General features: G+C 37.9%; 12 protein-coding genes and 1 pseudogene. 9 read left to right on the forward strand and 4 right to left on the reverse strand.

Annotated elements, in window-relative coordinates; all coding sequences use genetic code 11:
• Positions 1 to 371: 371 nt before the first annotated feature.
• Both rpiA and CWATDRAFT_RS22555 read left to right on the forward strand, forming a co-directional pair.
• Entirely contained in the window at positions 372 to 1,073 is a 702-nt protein-coding gene (rpiA, locus tag CWATDRAFT_RS22550; protein WP_007307179.1) for a ribose-5-phosphate isomerase RpiA, read from the forward strand.
• 28 nt (positions 1,074 to 1,101) lie between these two features.
• Positions 1,102 to 1,449 (forward strand): zinc ribbon domain-containing protein, encoded by a 348-nt coding sequence (locus CWATDRAFT_RS22555; RefSeq protein ID WP_048315359.1) that lies wholly within the window; start codon positions 1,102 to 1,104, stop codon positions 1,447 to 1,449.
• 54 nt (positions 1,450 to 1,503) lie between these two features.
• On the opposite strand, the gene CWATDRAFT_RS22560 is transcribed toward CWATDRAFT_RS22555, so the two are convergent.
• The gene (locus CWATDRAFT_RS22560) at positions 1,504 to 1,797 is read right to left on the reverse strand and encodes a hypothetical protein (RefSeq protein WP_007307189.1); all 294 of its coding nucleotides are present in this window, start codon (positions 1,795 to 1,797) and stop codon (positions 1,504 to 1,506) included.
• A 262-nt stretch (positions 1,798 to 2,059) separates the two neighbouring features.
• On the opposite strand from CWATDRAFT_RS22560, the pseudogene CWATDRAFT_RS34395 reads away from it, so the two are divergent.
• A pseudogene (locus tag CWATDRAFT_RS34395) lies at positions 2,060 to 2,450 on the forward strand (RNA-guided endonuclease InsQ/TnpB family protein); the annotation flags it as partial.
• A gap of 10 nt (positions 2,451 to 2,460) precedes the next feature.
• On the opposite strand, the gene CWATDRAFT_RS22565 reads toward CWATDRAFT_RS34395, so the two are convergent.
• Together CWATDRAFT_RS22565 and CWATDRAFT_RS22570 are read right to left on the reverse strand one after the other, a co-directional pair.
• Entirely contained in the window at positions 2,461 to 3,258 is a 798-nt protein-coding gene (locus CWATDRAFT_RS22565) for a DUF3153 domain-containing protein (protein ID WP_007307188.1), read from the reverse strand.
• Between the two features lie 122 nt (positions 3,259 to 3,380).
• Positions 3,381 to 5,621 carry a ribonuclease R family protein gene (locus CWATDRAFT_RS22570; RefSeq protein ID WP_007307187.1) on the reverse strand — a complete coding sequence of 747 codons (2,241 nt, stop codon included), beginning with the start codon at positions 5,619 to 5,621 and terminating at the stop codon, positions 3,381 to 3,383.
• A gap of 408 nt (positions 5,622 to 6,029) precedes the next feature.
• Between CWATDRAFT_RS22570 and hypF the strand changes: the two genes are divergently transcribed.
• The 4 genes from hypF to CWATDRAFT_RS22590 all read left to right on the forward strand — a co-directional run bounded on the left by hypF (position 6,030) and on the right by CWATDRAFT_RS22590 (position 11,192).
• Positions 6,030 to 8,336 carry a carbamoyltransferase HypF gene (gene hypF, locus CWATDRAFT_RS22575; RefSeq protein ID WP_007307180.1) on the forward strand — a complete coding sequence of 769 codons (2,307 nt, stop codon included), beginning with the start codon at positions 6,030 to 6,032 and terminating at the stop codon, positions 8,334 to 8,336.
• A gap of 54 nt (positions 8,337 to 8,390) precedes the next feature.
• Positions 8,391 to 9,368 carry an HD domain-containing phosphohydrolase gene (locus CWATDRAFT_RS22580; RefSeq protein ID WP_007307181.1) on the forward strand — a complete coding sequence of 326 codons (978 nt, stop codon included), beginning with the start codon at positions 8,391 to 8,393 and terminating at the stop codon, positions 9,366 to 9,368.
• A gap of 101 nt (positions 9,369 to 9,469) precedes the next feature.
• Positions 9,470 to 9,955, forward strand: coding sequence for a DUF4079 domain-containing protein (locus CWATDRAFT_RS22585; RefSeq protein ID WP_007307182.1), 486 nt, complete (start codon positions 9,470 to 9,472; stop codon positions 9,953 to 9,955).
• 76 nt (positions 9,956 to 10,031) lie between these two features.
• Positions 10,032 to 11,192, forward strand: coding sequence for a nuclear transport factor 2 family protein (locus CWATDRAFT_RS22590; RefSeq protein WP_007307183.1), 1,161 nt, complete (start codon positions 10,032 to 10,034; stop codon positions 11,190 to 11,192).
• A 7-nt stretch (positions 11,193 to 11,199) separates the two neighbouring features.
• On the opposite strand, the gene CWATDRAFT_RS22595 is transcribed toward CWATDRAFT_RS22590, so the two are convergent.
• Complete coding sequence (locus CWATDRAFT_RS22595; protein ID WP_007307186.1) at positions 11,200 to 11,562, reverse strand: DUF2237 family protein; 363 nt, start codon at positions 11,560 to 11,562, stop codon at positions 11,200 to 11,202.
• A gap of 235 nt (positions 11,563 to 11,797) precedes the next feature.
• Here CWATDRAFT_RS22595 and CWATDRAFT_RS22600 point away from each other — a divergent pair, with 235 nt between their 5' ends.
• Together CWATDRAFT_RS22600 and CWATDRAFT_RS22605 are read left to right on the forward strand one after the other, a co-directional pair.
• Positions 11,798 to 12,550 carry a Uma2 family endonuclease gene (locus tag CWATDRAFT_RS22600; RefSeq protein ID WP_007307184.1) on the forward strand — a complete coding sequence of 251 codons (753 nt, stop codon included), beginning with the start codon at positions 11,798 to 11,800 and terminating at the stop codon, positions 12,548 to 12,550.
• Positions 12,551 to 12,672: 122 nt separating this feature from the next.
• Positions 12,673 to 14,013 carry a PEP-CTERM sorting domain-containing protein gene (locus CWATDRAFT_RS22605; RefSeq protein WP_007307185.1) on the forward strand — a complete coding sequence of 447 codons (1,341 nt, stop codon included), beginning with the start codon at positions 12,673 to 12,675 and terminating at the stop codon, positions 14,011 to 14,013.
• Positions 14,014 to 14,681: the final 668 nt, after the last annotated feature.

A 14,681-nucleotide genomic window follows, 5' to 3' on the forward strand; every position in this document is an offset into this window, starting at 1 on the left:
TTTTGCGCAGTCCCCATCTAAAATCAAAGATTTAGATGGGGACTGCGCAAAAAGCACAACTCGTGTTATGATGCCAGGTAGGGCATATTTACTAGGTACGGTAAAGAATTTGATTCGGAGACACGACCTTTTGCCTATAAGTAATCATCTACATCGATAAGATTGCTTTTACTGAGGGTAAGCCACGCAAAAGTCTTGCGGTCCGGTGCGGACACCACCTTTCTCGGTAACACCTTCACGGGCGTGCAAAAAGAATCCCCAACTATAATCTTTGATGAGCGTTGGTGGAGTGTTCAAGGCCAACTTGTCCCCTATTCTTAAGTCTCAAAACTGTATAAAATGACACCATTGATTATTATAGGAAATCGTCCATGTCAGATCCGGTTGTCATGATGAAACAAGAGGTGGGTAAAGCAGCCGCAGCCCGCGTTAAGTCAGATTCGATTGTGGGTTTAGGCACAGGCTCAACCACTGCCTATGCCATACAATATATCGGTGAACGATTACAATCGGGAGACTTAAAAAATATTATTGGTGTTACCACCTCGTTTCAAGCAGAAGTCTTGGCGAGAAAGTATAATATTCCTTTAAGCACCCTAGATGTGGTCGATCGCATCGATATAGCCATCGATGGAGCCGATGAGGTTGATCCTCAGAAGAATTTAATTAAGGGTGGTGGTGCAGCACATACCCAAGAAAAAATTGTCGATAGTTTAGCAGAACAGTTTATTGTTGTGGTTGATGGCGGTAAACTGGTGGATAAGTTGGGTTCAACTTTCCTCTTGCCGGTGGAAGTGATTCCCAAAGCCGTTGTTCCTGTGATGCGCAAGTTGGAACAATTGGGCGGTAAACCAGATTTACGCATGGGAGTTAAAAAAGCTGGCCCAGTAGTTACGGATCAAGGCAACTTGGTGGTTGACGTGAAGTTTGACAGTATCGATGACCCTGCTACCTTAGAAAAAACCATTAATAACATTCCTGGTGTCCTAGAAAATGGTTTATTTGTTGGGGTCACTGATGTGGTATTGGTGGGCGAGATTATTGATAATAAGCCTGTTGTTCGAGAAATTTAACCAATATTATCAAAATCTTCCGGGGACAATGACCATTGTCCTCTTTTTTCATCCGATGCCTTATCTAATGAGCGGATTATATCGTTTTCGAGAGTTGTTGAGTTATAAACAAGAGTGTTTTGGTTTTTTACTAAAAAAAGTAGATCGGTGGTTCCCTAGTTCAAAAACTTGTTCAGTTTGTGGAAATATACAAGATATGCTCTTATGTGAAAGGGTTGATCATTGTCAAAATTGTGGTCAAGTTATGGATAGGGATCTTAATGCGTCTATTAATCTCGAAAGTTGGACAAACAATGCCGATGGCTTATCGGTAAACCCGGAGCGGAGTCGAAGGGTGGAAGCCTGTGGACAAGAAGGAGTCGTCTCCCTTGGTTGAAGCAGGAATTGAACAACAAGTCTGTCCAGGTTTGTCTAGGTTTCATGAAGCAGATCAATGACTACGAATATCCTGGTATAAACAAAAATTAAAAACATCGAATAAACCGCCTACCATACCACAGGTTATCCCAATGGTTAACACCCCTTGTAGGGGATATCCTTCCCCAAAGGTGGAAAGAAACGATAAAACCAGTTCTTGTCCCATTTCACCCAATAAGGCAATTCCTGGGATATAACTGACGGTGAGTAATGCTCCTAAAACAGCCCCGACAAATAACACCGGGGTAACGAAGCTGAGTAAGACACTTAAGAGTAGGGAACGAAATAAATTAGACACGGTGGCCATCTCCCAATTAATACAGCCCAACTAACCTCACAGTGGGATTAGTTTTACTTGCTACTCTTTTACAATAATTTCTTTTTGTTTGTCCAGGGGCTAATGTCACAAAATCTTAAATCTTTATTAAAAAACTTGGTAAAGAGCAATTAAATGATATGTGGATGTCCTGATATGGCTACATTTCGTCAACTTATTTAATCTTGATGTTAATTTATATTAAGCTTTGTTGTCAAATGTAAAGAAGAGTGAAAAATCAGATTAAACTTATAAAAACCACAACTTAGCCAAAGCTATCAGTGATTGTGGGTGGGGAATGTTCTGTACAATGCTTAAATACAAAGCAGAAAACGAAGGGAAAACTTACATTGAAGTTGATAGATTTTTTCCTAGTTCTAAAACTTGTCATGTTTGTCTAAATCAAGTAGATAGCTTACCTCTTGATGTTAGAAACTGGACTTGTGAGCATTGCCATACAAACCACGACCGTGACATAAACGCCTCAATAAATATTAGAAATGAAGCCTTACGGATATTGTCGTTAGGAACTAGCGATACTGCCAAGGTCGGGAATGTAAGACGGCTAGGAGGTAAGATTTCTTGCCTCTTAGACGCAATTCACTTCGGAGATTGGAAGCCCCAACTATATTGCTTGCAATTAGTTGGGGTAGTTCACGCCGCCTTTTGTACTCCTGGAAAATGTCGGTGTTTAGCGTAGAATCCTAATAAGACAATCAGAATAATTATGACGGTTCCGATCCCTAAATAACTAGGAACCCAAAATGATGTTTCAATGTGATTAATTTGACCCAGTTCTAGTTGCCAAGTAACTTGAGTATTTTCGGGATCTGATTCACTATTCAAGTTACTGTTTTCAGCAAAATTTTCAACTCGCCAAGGGGCATTTAAAACAAACTCTAAATTCACTAAAGATCCTGGACTAACAATAATATTCCCTTGGTTAGACAGTACCCCCAAAGCCCTGAGATCAACGTCAATATTCAGCTTATTGCGCTCAAAAAATATCCAGTTATTTTGCTTTATCTTCATCTCTGCTTTAAGTTGTACTAATTCAGGATTTTCTACTTTTAGACCAGAGGTTATTTTAGAATAATTAGGATTAAAAAAATGATTAAACTTATCGGTTAACTCTTTTCCATTACTAAAAGGAATAGTGACAATAATTTCTTCATCAGAGATTTTTTTTGCCTTTCCTTGTAATGACTTTGCACGACTTTCTAAACTACTCAACCACTGTTTGACCTCGGTTTTACTCAAACTGGTTAACTGTTGGGCCAGACGAATATGTTGAACGATCTCTCCATTATGTTGTTCATAGAAATTAATTCCAACATCATAACGAACGCATCCTGTTAAACACAGTAATATACCGATAATAAGAGGTAAAAATAACCGTTTTAACTGTACCATTTTAGGGATATCTGTAGTTACTTTTTTTTGATGATTCATTGTGAGTTTATCCTTGAAAGCTGAATAATTAACTAAATAGTTAAGCTATATTTAATTATGGGTAACTGGGTTTAGCATGGCTAAACCCTAGATTTACTTTTAAGATGAGTTACTCATTTTGTTTAGTTACCATTATTAATGGTACTCCCGCCACCTACGGTTACGAGATCAATTTGTTGTCGATAATAATCAACACTTTTGACCTCGACTTCTACCTCATCTCCTAAACGATAAGCAATATGATTTTTACGCCCCACCAAACAACCATGACGGGAACGATACTCATACCAGTCATCTTTTAGAGAACTAACATGGACTAATCCTTCCACTAATAAATCCTCAATTTCTACAAAGAAACCGTAAGATTGAACCCCTGTAATTAACCCTTTAAAAACTTTGCCAGTGCGTTCCTTCATTTTCTCCGCTTTTTGCAGTCCTTCGAGGTCTTTTTCGGCTTCTTCAGCAGTTTTTTCTCGGTCATTAAGATAGGTGACTAAGAAGTGAAATGTCTCTTCTAACTCCTCTTGTCTATTGGGGGGTAAAACGTTCCAGTTAATGTTGCCATGACAGCTACTACTAAAGAGATTTACCCCTGTTTTAGTTTGTTTGGTACGGCGATCGCGTCCCTCACTAAACACTAACTTTAGGACCCGTTGGATTAATAAATCAACGTAGCGTTTTCCTGGAGAAACACAATGGGTATAACAATCATCGTAAGCGAGTCCAAAATGAGATCCTGGGTGACTGTTATATTTAGAGGATTTTAAGGTTTCATGGAGTAAATAATTGAGAACATGAACATGGGGGGATTTGCCTAACATTTGGGTTAAATTATAGTAATCTTGGGGAGTAATTTCTTCCTCTGATTCCAAAGAGACTTCTAACCCTAAATTTTGCGCTAATTTTAGTAAGTCTTCTAACTCTTCCCAGTCTGGTTCCGGTTGGGTACAATAAATACCTGGTACTCCTAAAGCTCGTAGGTGGTTAGCTACAGACTTATTAGCTAAGACAACCAACTCCGTCAACAAAGAACGAATGGGAGTCCTAGAAGAGGCGATCAAAGTGCCTACCCTTCCCTCATCTTGATAGGGCGATCGCGGTTCTAGTTGTAGTTCAAAACCACCTCTCTGTAACCTTTGAGCTTTAACCAGGGGACTAAGGGTAAAAAATAGGTCTTTTAGTTTATCGGCCAGAGGTTGTTGCTTTTTGGGAACTTGATCTAAACTCCCTAAGATAGACTGGACTTCGGGATAGGTGAGTTGATGATCCACCTTAATAACCGTCGGTTCGATGGTATATTCTAGCAGTTGACCATTTTTATCAAAGGTCATGATCACCGAGATGGTTAGAAAGTCTTGATCTGGTTTGAGGGAATAACATTTTGTCACCATTTCCGGTAACATCGAGAGAACTTTTTCCCCTAAATAAACCGTCGTTCCCCGTTTTCTGGCAATTTTATCCAGTAAAGACTCGGCTTGAATATAGTGGGCAATATCGCTTATATGGACAGCAAACTGCCAGTCATTCTCTTCTGTTCTTTCCAGGGTAAAGGCGGTTTCAATAAAGGAGAGAGAGTCCCGTTGAGTATCTTCCGTGAAGGTAAACGTGAGAACATCTCGCCAGTCAGCCCGTTTTTCACCGCTTTGGGGATCGAAGGTCATGGGTAGTTCTGAGGCTGTTTTTTCTATTTCCTCGTTGAACCTTTGGGAAAGATCGTGTTTACAACAGACGATATCAGTATCAGCGGCCGCCTCAGCATCGCTGCCCAAAATGCGGGTAACTTGTCCCACCGGAGGATGTTCCCCAATGGGATAACGAACCACAGAAACATGAACCAGATGGTCCACGGCATTTTCTAAATTATCGCCATTTTGATCGAGAACCAATTCAAAAAGTAAGCGATCGTCCAGGGGGCTGGCCTGATATTCTTGTTCTTCTTTTTTTACTTGGGCCAATAACGAGGGGTTAGCACGTTCTAAAATCAGTTTAACCTCCCCTTCTGGGGAACGGCGACGGGTTCCTTCTTTGATAACTTTGACCAAGACGCGATCGCCGTTCCAAGCATTACTGAGATGGAGTTCTCGAACATAGATGTCTTCTGCGTCTTCTTCGTCTTGAATAGCGAAGCAAAACCCCTTACTCGAACAGCGTAACTTGGCTTCTACCAAGTCATCTTCTTGAACTCGGCGATATTTACCGCGTTCTTTTTCTAAAATGCCAATTAATTCCAATGCGTCTAGGATGATCTGCAATTTTTCGACGTTTTCCTCGTCTTCACATCCCAATTTTCTTTCTAGGAGTTTGGCCGCCACCAATTTGTTATCACTGAAGTGGGATAATAATGTAGCGATTGAAAATTCCATCTATCAATAGTCCTTGCTAAATGTGAGTGAGTCTGAGTGATCTGAAGATAGGAAGATAAACACCGAATTAGTTGATGAGTAATGCTTTGGTTTAAACTTCACACCCCAGTCTTACTGGTAAATATCTAGGGTTAAGCTGATTAACTCTTTCCCCTAGAAACTTTTAATGTCTTACTTTAGAAGTACGCTTTAAGGGCAAACAGAGAGTTCTATCTTTGGAAAGGGTGACTCTCATTGCACCAAAATAGACCAATGCACGGAAGCCTTAACTTCTCTTGATCAACTTATATGACTTACTATTTTACCAAGAGAAGGGACTTTTTGAGTTAAGTTCATATACCTAACTAGATTCAGTACAAGTTTAACTCATTATCCATTATTCATTCTCCATTGTCCATTATTAATAATATGAATCAATTCAATCGACTAAAAATTATTATTCAAGGAGCAGTTCAAGGAGTAGGTTTTCGTCCTTTTATTTATCGTCTGGCAAGAGAATTAAATTTGAAAGGATGGGTCAATAATTCAGCAGCAGGGGTATTTATTGAGGTAGAAGGCAGTGAAACAAATTTAAAAAAGTTTTTATCCAGAATTGACAAAGAAAAACCTCCTATATCCCAAATTAATAGCCTAGAAACCACCTGGTTAGAACCAGTTAACTATACTAATTTTGAAATTCGTCATAGTAGTGGTGGGGAAAAAACAGCTATTGTTTTACCAGATTTAGCTACTTGTCCTGATTGTTTACAAGAAATTTTTGACCCCCATAATAGACGATATTTGTATCCGTTTACTAATTGTACTAATTGTGGACCCCGTTACACAATTATTGAGGAATTACCCTACGATCGCCCTCACACAACTATGAAAAATTTTACTATGTGTGAATCTTGTCAAGCAGAATATGAAAATCCTCTGGATCGGCGTTTTCATGCCCAACCAAATGCTTGTCCTGTTTGTGGGCCAAGGTTACAATTATGGGATAAAAAAGGAGAGATATTAGGTAATGATAATGATGCACTCAATTTAAGTATTAATGCTTTAAAAAAAGGTCAAATTATTGCTTTAAAAGGTTTAGGAGGATTTCAGTTAATTGTTAATGCTAAAAATAGGGAATCAGTTCAACAATTAAGAAAGCGTAAACATCGCCCTCATAAACCTTTTGCTTTAATGAATTCTTCCCTCGAAAAAATTAAAAGTTATTGTGAAGTTAATGACATAGAAGCACAACTATTATCCTCACCTCAAGCACCCATTGTTCTCTTAAAAAGGAAAAGTAAGACACCATTAGATGATTTAAGCCCTAATATTGCCCCTAATAATCCCTATTTAGGGGTCATGTTACCTTCTAGCCCATTACATCATTTACTACTCCATAAAATTGATTTTCCTCTGGTGGCAACCAGTGGCAATATTGCTAGTGAACCAATTTGTATTGATGAAAAAGAAGCTTTAAAAAGATTAGAAAATATCGCAGATTTATTTTTAGTTCATAATCGTCCTATTCTCCGTCCTGTAGATGATTCTGTGGTTAGAGTTATAGCAGGAAGAGAAATGATTATTCGTCGTGCGCGAGGATACGCACCATTTCCTATTACAATTAATACTCAACAAAAAGATAATAATTATCCTAATATCTTAGCCGTAGGGGGACATTTAAAAAATACTGTAGCTATTCTCAAAAATAATCAAGTTTTTATTAGTCAACATATTGGAGATTTAAGCACAGCAGAAGCATTAAAATCTTTTAATCAAGTAATGGAAAGTTTAAAAGGATTATACGATTTTGAACCAGAGATAATAGTTTGTGATGCTCATCCTGACTATGTATCCAGTCAATATGCAAAATCTCAAAATTTACCCGTCATTACGGTTCAACACCATTATGCTCATCTTCTTTCTTGTTTGGCTAATACCCCATTATTAAACACAAATTGTAACTTAGATGCTCCTGTTTTAGGAATTACTTGGGACGGAACAGGGTACGGTAATGATAACACAATTTGGGGGGGAGAATTTTTATTGGTTGATAATAATCAATACGAAAGAATAGCTCATTTTCGTACCTTCAAATTACCAGGAGGAGATCAAGCAGTAAAAGATCCCAGAAGAATTGCCATATCTATTTTATTTGAAGTATTAGGAGATAATAATTCTCTAAAATTACCTTTCTTAGAAACTGTATCAAGCAAAGAATTAAACCTAATTAAACAAATGTTAGCCCGTAACCTCAATACTCCCCTAACTTCTAGTGTCGGGAGATTATTTGATGCAGTAGCAGCTATGATAGGAATCTGTGAAAACATCAGTTTTGAAGGACAAGGTGCAATGGCCTTAGAATACGCAATTAATGACTTGAAAACAGACGAAATTTACCCCTATCAAATTACAGGTTTAACCTATCCTTTCGTAATTGATTGGCAATTAATTATAGAAAGTATTATAGAAGATATCTTACAAAAAACATCTCATCAAGAAATAGCAGCTAAATTTCATAATACTTTAGTTGAAATTATTATTGATATTGCCCAAAAAAGTCAACAAAAAAATATTATCTTAACTGGGGGGTGTTTTCAGAATAAATACCTAAGCGAAAGAACAATTTTCCGCTTAAAACAAGAAAAGTTGACCCCTTTTTGGCACCATAATATACCTCCTAACGATGGAGGAATTGCTTTAGGGCAAATTATAGCTGGTATTCTGGAAAAAAAATAGCTTTGTGCTATCTATTTGGTGTAATTAGGCAATGGAAAGGTAAGTTTAACAAACGTGGATATTTTTGGAAGTTCTGAAGCTGCAAAAATCTTAGTGATCGATGATCGCCCCTTAAGTCGTGTCATGGCAGTGGATCTGTTAAGTGCTAACGGTTATGATGTCATTGAACATGATGGGATTTCTGATATTTTTACTACAATAATAACAGCCTCTCCCGATCTCATTTTGATGGATCTTAAAATGCCTAATTATAACGGCTTTGATATCTGTCAAGAATTAAAACAAAATCCAGATACTCGTTCAATTCCTATTATTTTAATGAGTGTCGCAGACGATAATAAATCCCGTATCAAAAGTCAAGAAGTAATGGCTGATGCTTTCATGAGTAAACCCCTAGAAAGTATGATCTTACTGCCAGAAGTAGAATTATTAATCCAACGGAAAAGACTTTCTGAATGGCTGGAACAGATGCAAAAAGTCTTATTCTTGATTTCTCAGGCACTTGAAAAACGCTACTTACCCGAAGGAAAATCTGGAATTAGATTCGATAAACTCGCCCAGGGATTCGGAGAATACTTAAACTTAAGTCCCGTAGAAATTAGTGATCTCATTTTAGCATCTCATCTCCATGAGATCGGCACAGTAGCTATTCCTGATGCTGTGATGATGAAACAAGGAAAATTAAACGAAGAAGAACGAGAATTAATCAAAAATCATGTTTTAATTGGGGAAGAAATTTGTAAACCGATGCAAAACCGTCGGGGGATTGCCCAAATTATTCGTCATCATCATGAAGGTTGGGATGGTAGTGGTTATCCTGATGGTTTAATCGGGGAAAGTATACCCAAATTAGCACAAATTTTCCAAATTTTAGATATTTACGAAGCTTTAACCAGTCACAGGCCCTATAAACAACCTTATAGCAATCAAGAAGCCCTAAATATTATTACAGAAGAAGCAGAGAAAGGGTGGCGCAATGTCAAGTTAGTGCAACAATTCGTTGCATTTATGGAAAACAAACAACTTACTTAAAAAAATATTAAGAGAAGTTGCCAAAAAATATAATTCTTAGTCAAATCTTTAATATAATTATAATGGTTGCTGTAAAAAAATTATGCTAAGGCATTAAAAATATGGGAGACAAACTTGCAAGTATTTTAGAACCTCTGGCCGCCTGGTTCAATGGTTTAGGTGTACCAGAACCCATTGTTCATTGGGGACACCCAGTGATGATGGGCATTGTCGTATTAGTAATGGGTAGTGTGACTGCTTATATGGGTTGGCGTAGTCGTTTCGCCACCGATCCCGAAGTGGTATCAAAAACTCGTGCGTCTCACACTCAGTTAGCTCCTTGGGTTTTTCTGTTCGTAGCTTTAGGATACACCGGAGGGGTGTTATCTTTGGTGATGCAAAACCATGATCTTTTGAGTAGTGGTCATTTTTGGACAGGTACCGGCGCACTTGGTTTAATGGCTGTTAGTGCCATTACTCCTTTTATTGGTTTTGGTGGTGAGAAAAAAGAAGCTTATCGTGCTTTTCATGCCTATTTAGGGGCTGTGGTTGCCATTGTGTTCATCGCTCATGGTATTTTAGGATTAAAATTGGGACTTTCTTTATAAGTTTTTGATTAAATGTTTAAATTTTCCGGTTTCTTTCAAGAGACCGGTTTTTTATCGTTAGTAGATAGTAATTTTTATGATCCAGAAAACAGCAAAAGAGATTATTGAATCCATTTATCAAGCTATTAATAACCGAGATATTGAGCAAGCAATACAATGGGTTGATGATGATTGTCTTTACGAAGATATGAACTTTTCTCAGCCATTTCAAGGGAAAGAAGCAGTTAAAACTCTCTTTCAAGAATCTTGTGATAATGTTCCCGATGATCTCAAATTTATTATCGATGAAATTACCACAGAAGATCCTTTAAAAGTGGGCATTTTATGGCACGTTGAATTAGATGATATTCCTCTACCCAATGGGAGAGGGGTTAGTTTTTATCGTATCTCAGAAACCACAGGAAAACTTATTTTTGCTAGAGATATTGTGGAACCTCCCCTGAAACCAGGAAAACTATCTTTTTTGATAATTCGTTTAGTTACTCCTCTAGTTAGAATCTTTTTGGCAAAGGATTCTAACCCCCCCAAAACCCAACTAATCTTATCAAAAATTCTTTGGTTTCTGGCCGGAACTTATATTTATGTTTTACTCTGTTCCTCTCCTAATTTTATTTTACCTGGTGAACCGTTTTGGGCAATACAACCAGAAACTATCACAGAAGTTCTCAATGAATCCCTTAATTTTTTCTTTATTTTGCCCATTCTCAATAGTTTAGGAATTTCCTCGATGGAATCTCCTGTGGTTCATCCTGCGATCGAAGCACAGTTTAATTTTGCTGAAGCTTGGATCTTTATGTTTCTTCCTTTATTATTAGCAGATAAACGAGTAAGAGATTTTCCAAAACTTGCCCTTTGGAGTGTGGCTATGTTTCTAACTAATGTTTTTCTTTTACCTTATATGGCTTTTCGATTTAAACAACCAATTTTAGAGACAAAAGAAGAACCAAAAAAGGGAATCTTAGAACGTATTTTTGGCTGGATGGGGTTAATTGTTGGGGTGACTGCTATTTCTTGGTTATTTATCGGACGGCCAGAATTTGGTGATGTCAATCAAAAAATAGCCTATTTTATGACACAATTAAACAGCAGTCGGGTGGTCATTGCATTTGCAGTGGATATCTTCTTATTTGCAATTTTTCAAATCGTCTTAATGAGTTCTATTATTCCTAGTAATAGTCCACAACGTCCATTAAGATTTATCCCTTTCTTTGGTCTGGCTTTTTGGTTAATTATCTAGTAATAAATCATAAAGCATACTGTTTTAATTCATCCAAAGAAACCACTTCTAATGCTCTAATATGAGTTGCGTCTAAAATGACTGGAGGTGCCACCCCGGCCTCTTTTGCTTCTTGCCAACGAGAGGCACATAAACACCAGCGATCGCCTGGTTTTAGCCCAGGAAAATCATAAGCAGGAATGGGGGTACTGAGATCGTTTCCTTGCTGTTTTGTGAAGGTTAAAAATTCGGCCGTCATTTGAGCGCATACTACATGAACCCCAAAATCTTGCCCTCCTGTACGACAATAACCATCGCGATAATAACCAGTCATGGGGTTACTACAACACAGTTGTAAATCGGTTCCTAAAACATTCTTTCCGTCTATCATGGCTTAATATTTTTGTAATTTTTTTATTGATAACTCAAGAATTTATTTTAACACTAAAAATCCCTGAATGAAAACTAGAAAATACGATCAATTTCTTTGTCTTTCCGTTTCATTAATCCTCATCATGGATCATGATCTAGAAACCTTTTTAAGAACAGCATTAGGGTTTAAAAGTTTATCAGTTGGATAAACTTTTGGTGTAGTATAAAAAAACTAAACAAATTTTCTAAGTAACATGACTTCTGTTACCAGTGCATCCTATGACGTTAAATGGGAAAAATTACCCGACGATTTTATCTTACCTGATGATCCCGTAGACAATATTCATCAACCTGCTTTAGCAGCGGCCTTAACCGATAGTTTAGAAGTTGCTGGTCAACTTTCCGATACTGCCGTCACAACCACCAATTACGGCATTTGCGCTACGGTAAATGGCAAAATTGTCGTAAAAGCCCCCGACTGGGCTTATATCCCTCATATTCGTGTGCATAAAGAGGAAATTGAGCGCAGCTACACCCCCCAACTTCAAGGGGAACCCCCTATTATTGTGATGGAATTTCTTTCAGATACCAATGGTCACGAATATTCCATTAAACCCACTTATCCCCCCGGAAAATGGTTCTTTTACGAGAAAATTCTCAAGGTTCCTCACTATATTATTTTTGAACCCTACAGTGGATTAATTGAACATTATCAACTTGATGAATCTGCGGGATATAAAATACAATCTAGTGATGATAATGGACGTTATTGGATTCCTCAATTACAGCTTTATTTAGGGCTTTGGGAAGGCACTAGAGAACAACGTAAAGGCTATTGGTTACGCTGGTGGAATGAAGCCGGAGAATTGTTACTCTGGGGTTCAGAATTAGCCATTGAGGAACGTCAAAAAGCTGAAGTTGAAAGACAGAAAGCTGAAGTTGAAAGACAGAAAGCTGAACGTTTAGCTGCACAATTAAGGGCTGCTGGTATTGAACCTGAACTATAACCAATTAACCTGTAGGGGTCAACGGCCGTTGACCCCTACACAAAATCATAAATAAACGTTAAAGTCTTTCGTAAAAATTTTTGATATAAAGGTAATAAAATTTAGTATTTCTATTTAATCTCATGTTTAGTTTAGCAAAATTTATGACTTTTCGAGGTATGGGAAAGCATAATTTATATGTTCAATCCCTCACTACTTCTATACTAGGTTTATCCTTGGGGTTAGGTTTAGTAGGAAGTCATTCGGTTTCTGCCTTTGACTTCGATAAAAAGTTACTGGCCTCTGATGGCGCAGCAGATGATCAATTTGGATTGTCTGTGTCATTGTCTGGCAATAGGGCTTTAGTAGGTAGTCGCTTTGATGACGATAATGGAAATAATAGTGGTTCAGCTTATATCTTTGATGTCACTACGGGAAATTTCCTGCAAAAGTTAACCCCCCCTGATGGCGCAGCAGGTGATCAATTTGGAATTTCTGTGTCATTGTCTGGCAATAGGGCTTTAGTAGGTAGTCGCTTGGATAACGATAATGGAACTAATAGTGGTTCAGCTTATCTATTTGATGTCACCACAGGTAACTTACTGCAAAAGTTACTGGCCCCTGATGGCGCAGCAGATGATCGATTTGGAATTTCTGTGTCATTGTCTGGCAATAGGGCTTTAGTGGGTAGTTTCTTGGATGACGATAATGGAACTAATAGTGGTTCAGCTTATCTATTTGATGTCACTACAGGGAATTTCCTGCAAAAGTTCACACCCCCTGATGGCGCAGAATTTGATCGATTTGGAACTTCTGTGTCATTGTCTGGCAATACCGCTTTAGTGGGTAGTTTCGGGGGTGAAGATAATGGAAGTGGTTCAGCTTATCTGTTTGATGTCACTACGGGGAATTTGCTGCAAAAGTTAACCGCCCCCGATGGCGCAGAATTTGATCGATTTGGACGATCTGTGTCATTGTCTGGCAATATGGCTTTAGTGGGTGCTTATTGGGATGACGATAATGGAACTAATAGTGGTTCAGCTTATTTGTTTGATGTGACTACGGGGAATTTACTGCAAAAGTTAAAGGCATCTGATGGCGCAGCAGATGATCGATTTGGATTTTCTGTGTCATTGTCTGGCAATATGGCTTTAGTAGGTAGTCGCTTGGATGACGATAATGGAAGTAATAGTGGTTCAGCTTATCTGTTTGATGTTACTACGGGGAATTTGCTACAAAAGTTAACCCCCCTTGATGGCGCAGCAGGTGATCAATTTGGATTTTCTGTGTCATTGTCTGGCAATACCGCTTTAGTAGCTAGTTACTTGGATGACGATAATGGAACTGATAGTGGTTCAGCTTATCTATTTACCACTGGCCGAACTGTCCCCGAACCTTTAACTATTTTAGGTGCAGGAACTGCCGTTGCTTTTGGTGCATCTTTTAAGCGCAAATTAGCTAAGAAGAATAAGAAACAAGGTTAATAACTTTTTTAAACCTACTGTAGAGAAGTTTCATGAAATGTCTCTACAAAATAAATGAATTTTCCCTGTATTTAATAGTTTAGTAGAGATTACTAGGTTAACCTAATATCATTTATATCACGATTACCCGTGTTACAAATGATAATAGATTTATTAAAAATCTAGGAAACCAAAGACCTTTTTTAAACGAAAATGACTCCAAGCCAATCCTCGAAAAACCTTGCCCTCTACCCCCTATGGAAAAATTGGTTAAACGAAAGCCTGAACCAATTTAAATTTTTCCTGGTTAGCTTTATATGACTTTACCCTTCCCCCTCCCCAAAAAATCAATTATAAAGGCCTTTTAAAAAGGGGAATCCCCTCAAGGGATCAGGTTTTATGTATCCCCTCCTAAAACCTATTCCACAATTTAAAAACTTGTTTCTTTCTATTTGGGCTCTCAAATGAAACGGGTGTGTTCATAAAACATTTCTAAAATATTTACCCCCATTACAACCGCTAAAATTATACTCTTTAATTTAGGGGGTAATTTAATTCTTATATAAATACGTGTCCCCCTCTCCTTACTCCTCTGTGTGTAATATAGGTTTCCCGAGACAAAAATTTCTTCTATAACACCTCCAGTGGGTNTTATACTCTCATAAAATAACATTCTTGCTCATTAGATA

The sequence above is a fragment of the Crocosphaera watsonii WH 8501 genome, assembly GCF_000167195.1.
Taxonomy (GTDB): domain Bacteria; phylum Cyanobacteriota; class Cyanobacteriia; order Cyanobacteriales; family Microcystaceae; genus Crocosphaera; species Crocosphaera watsonii.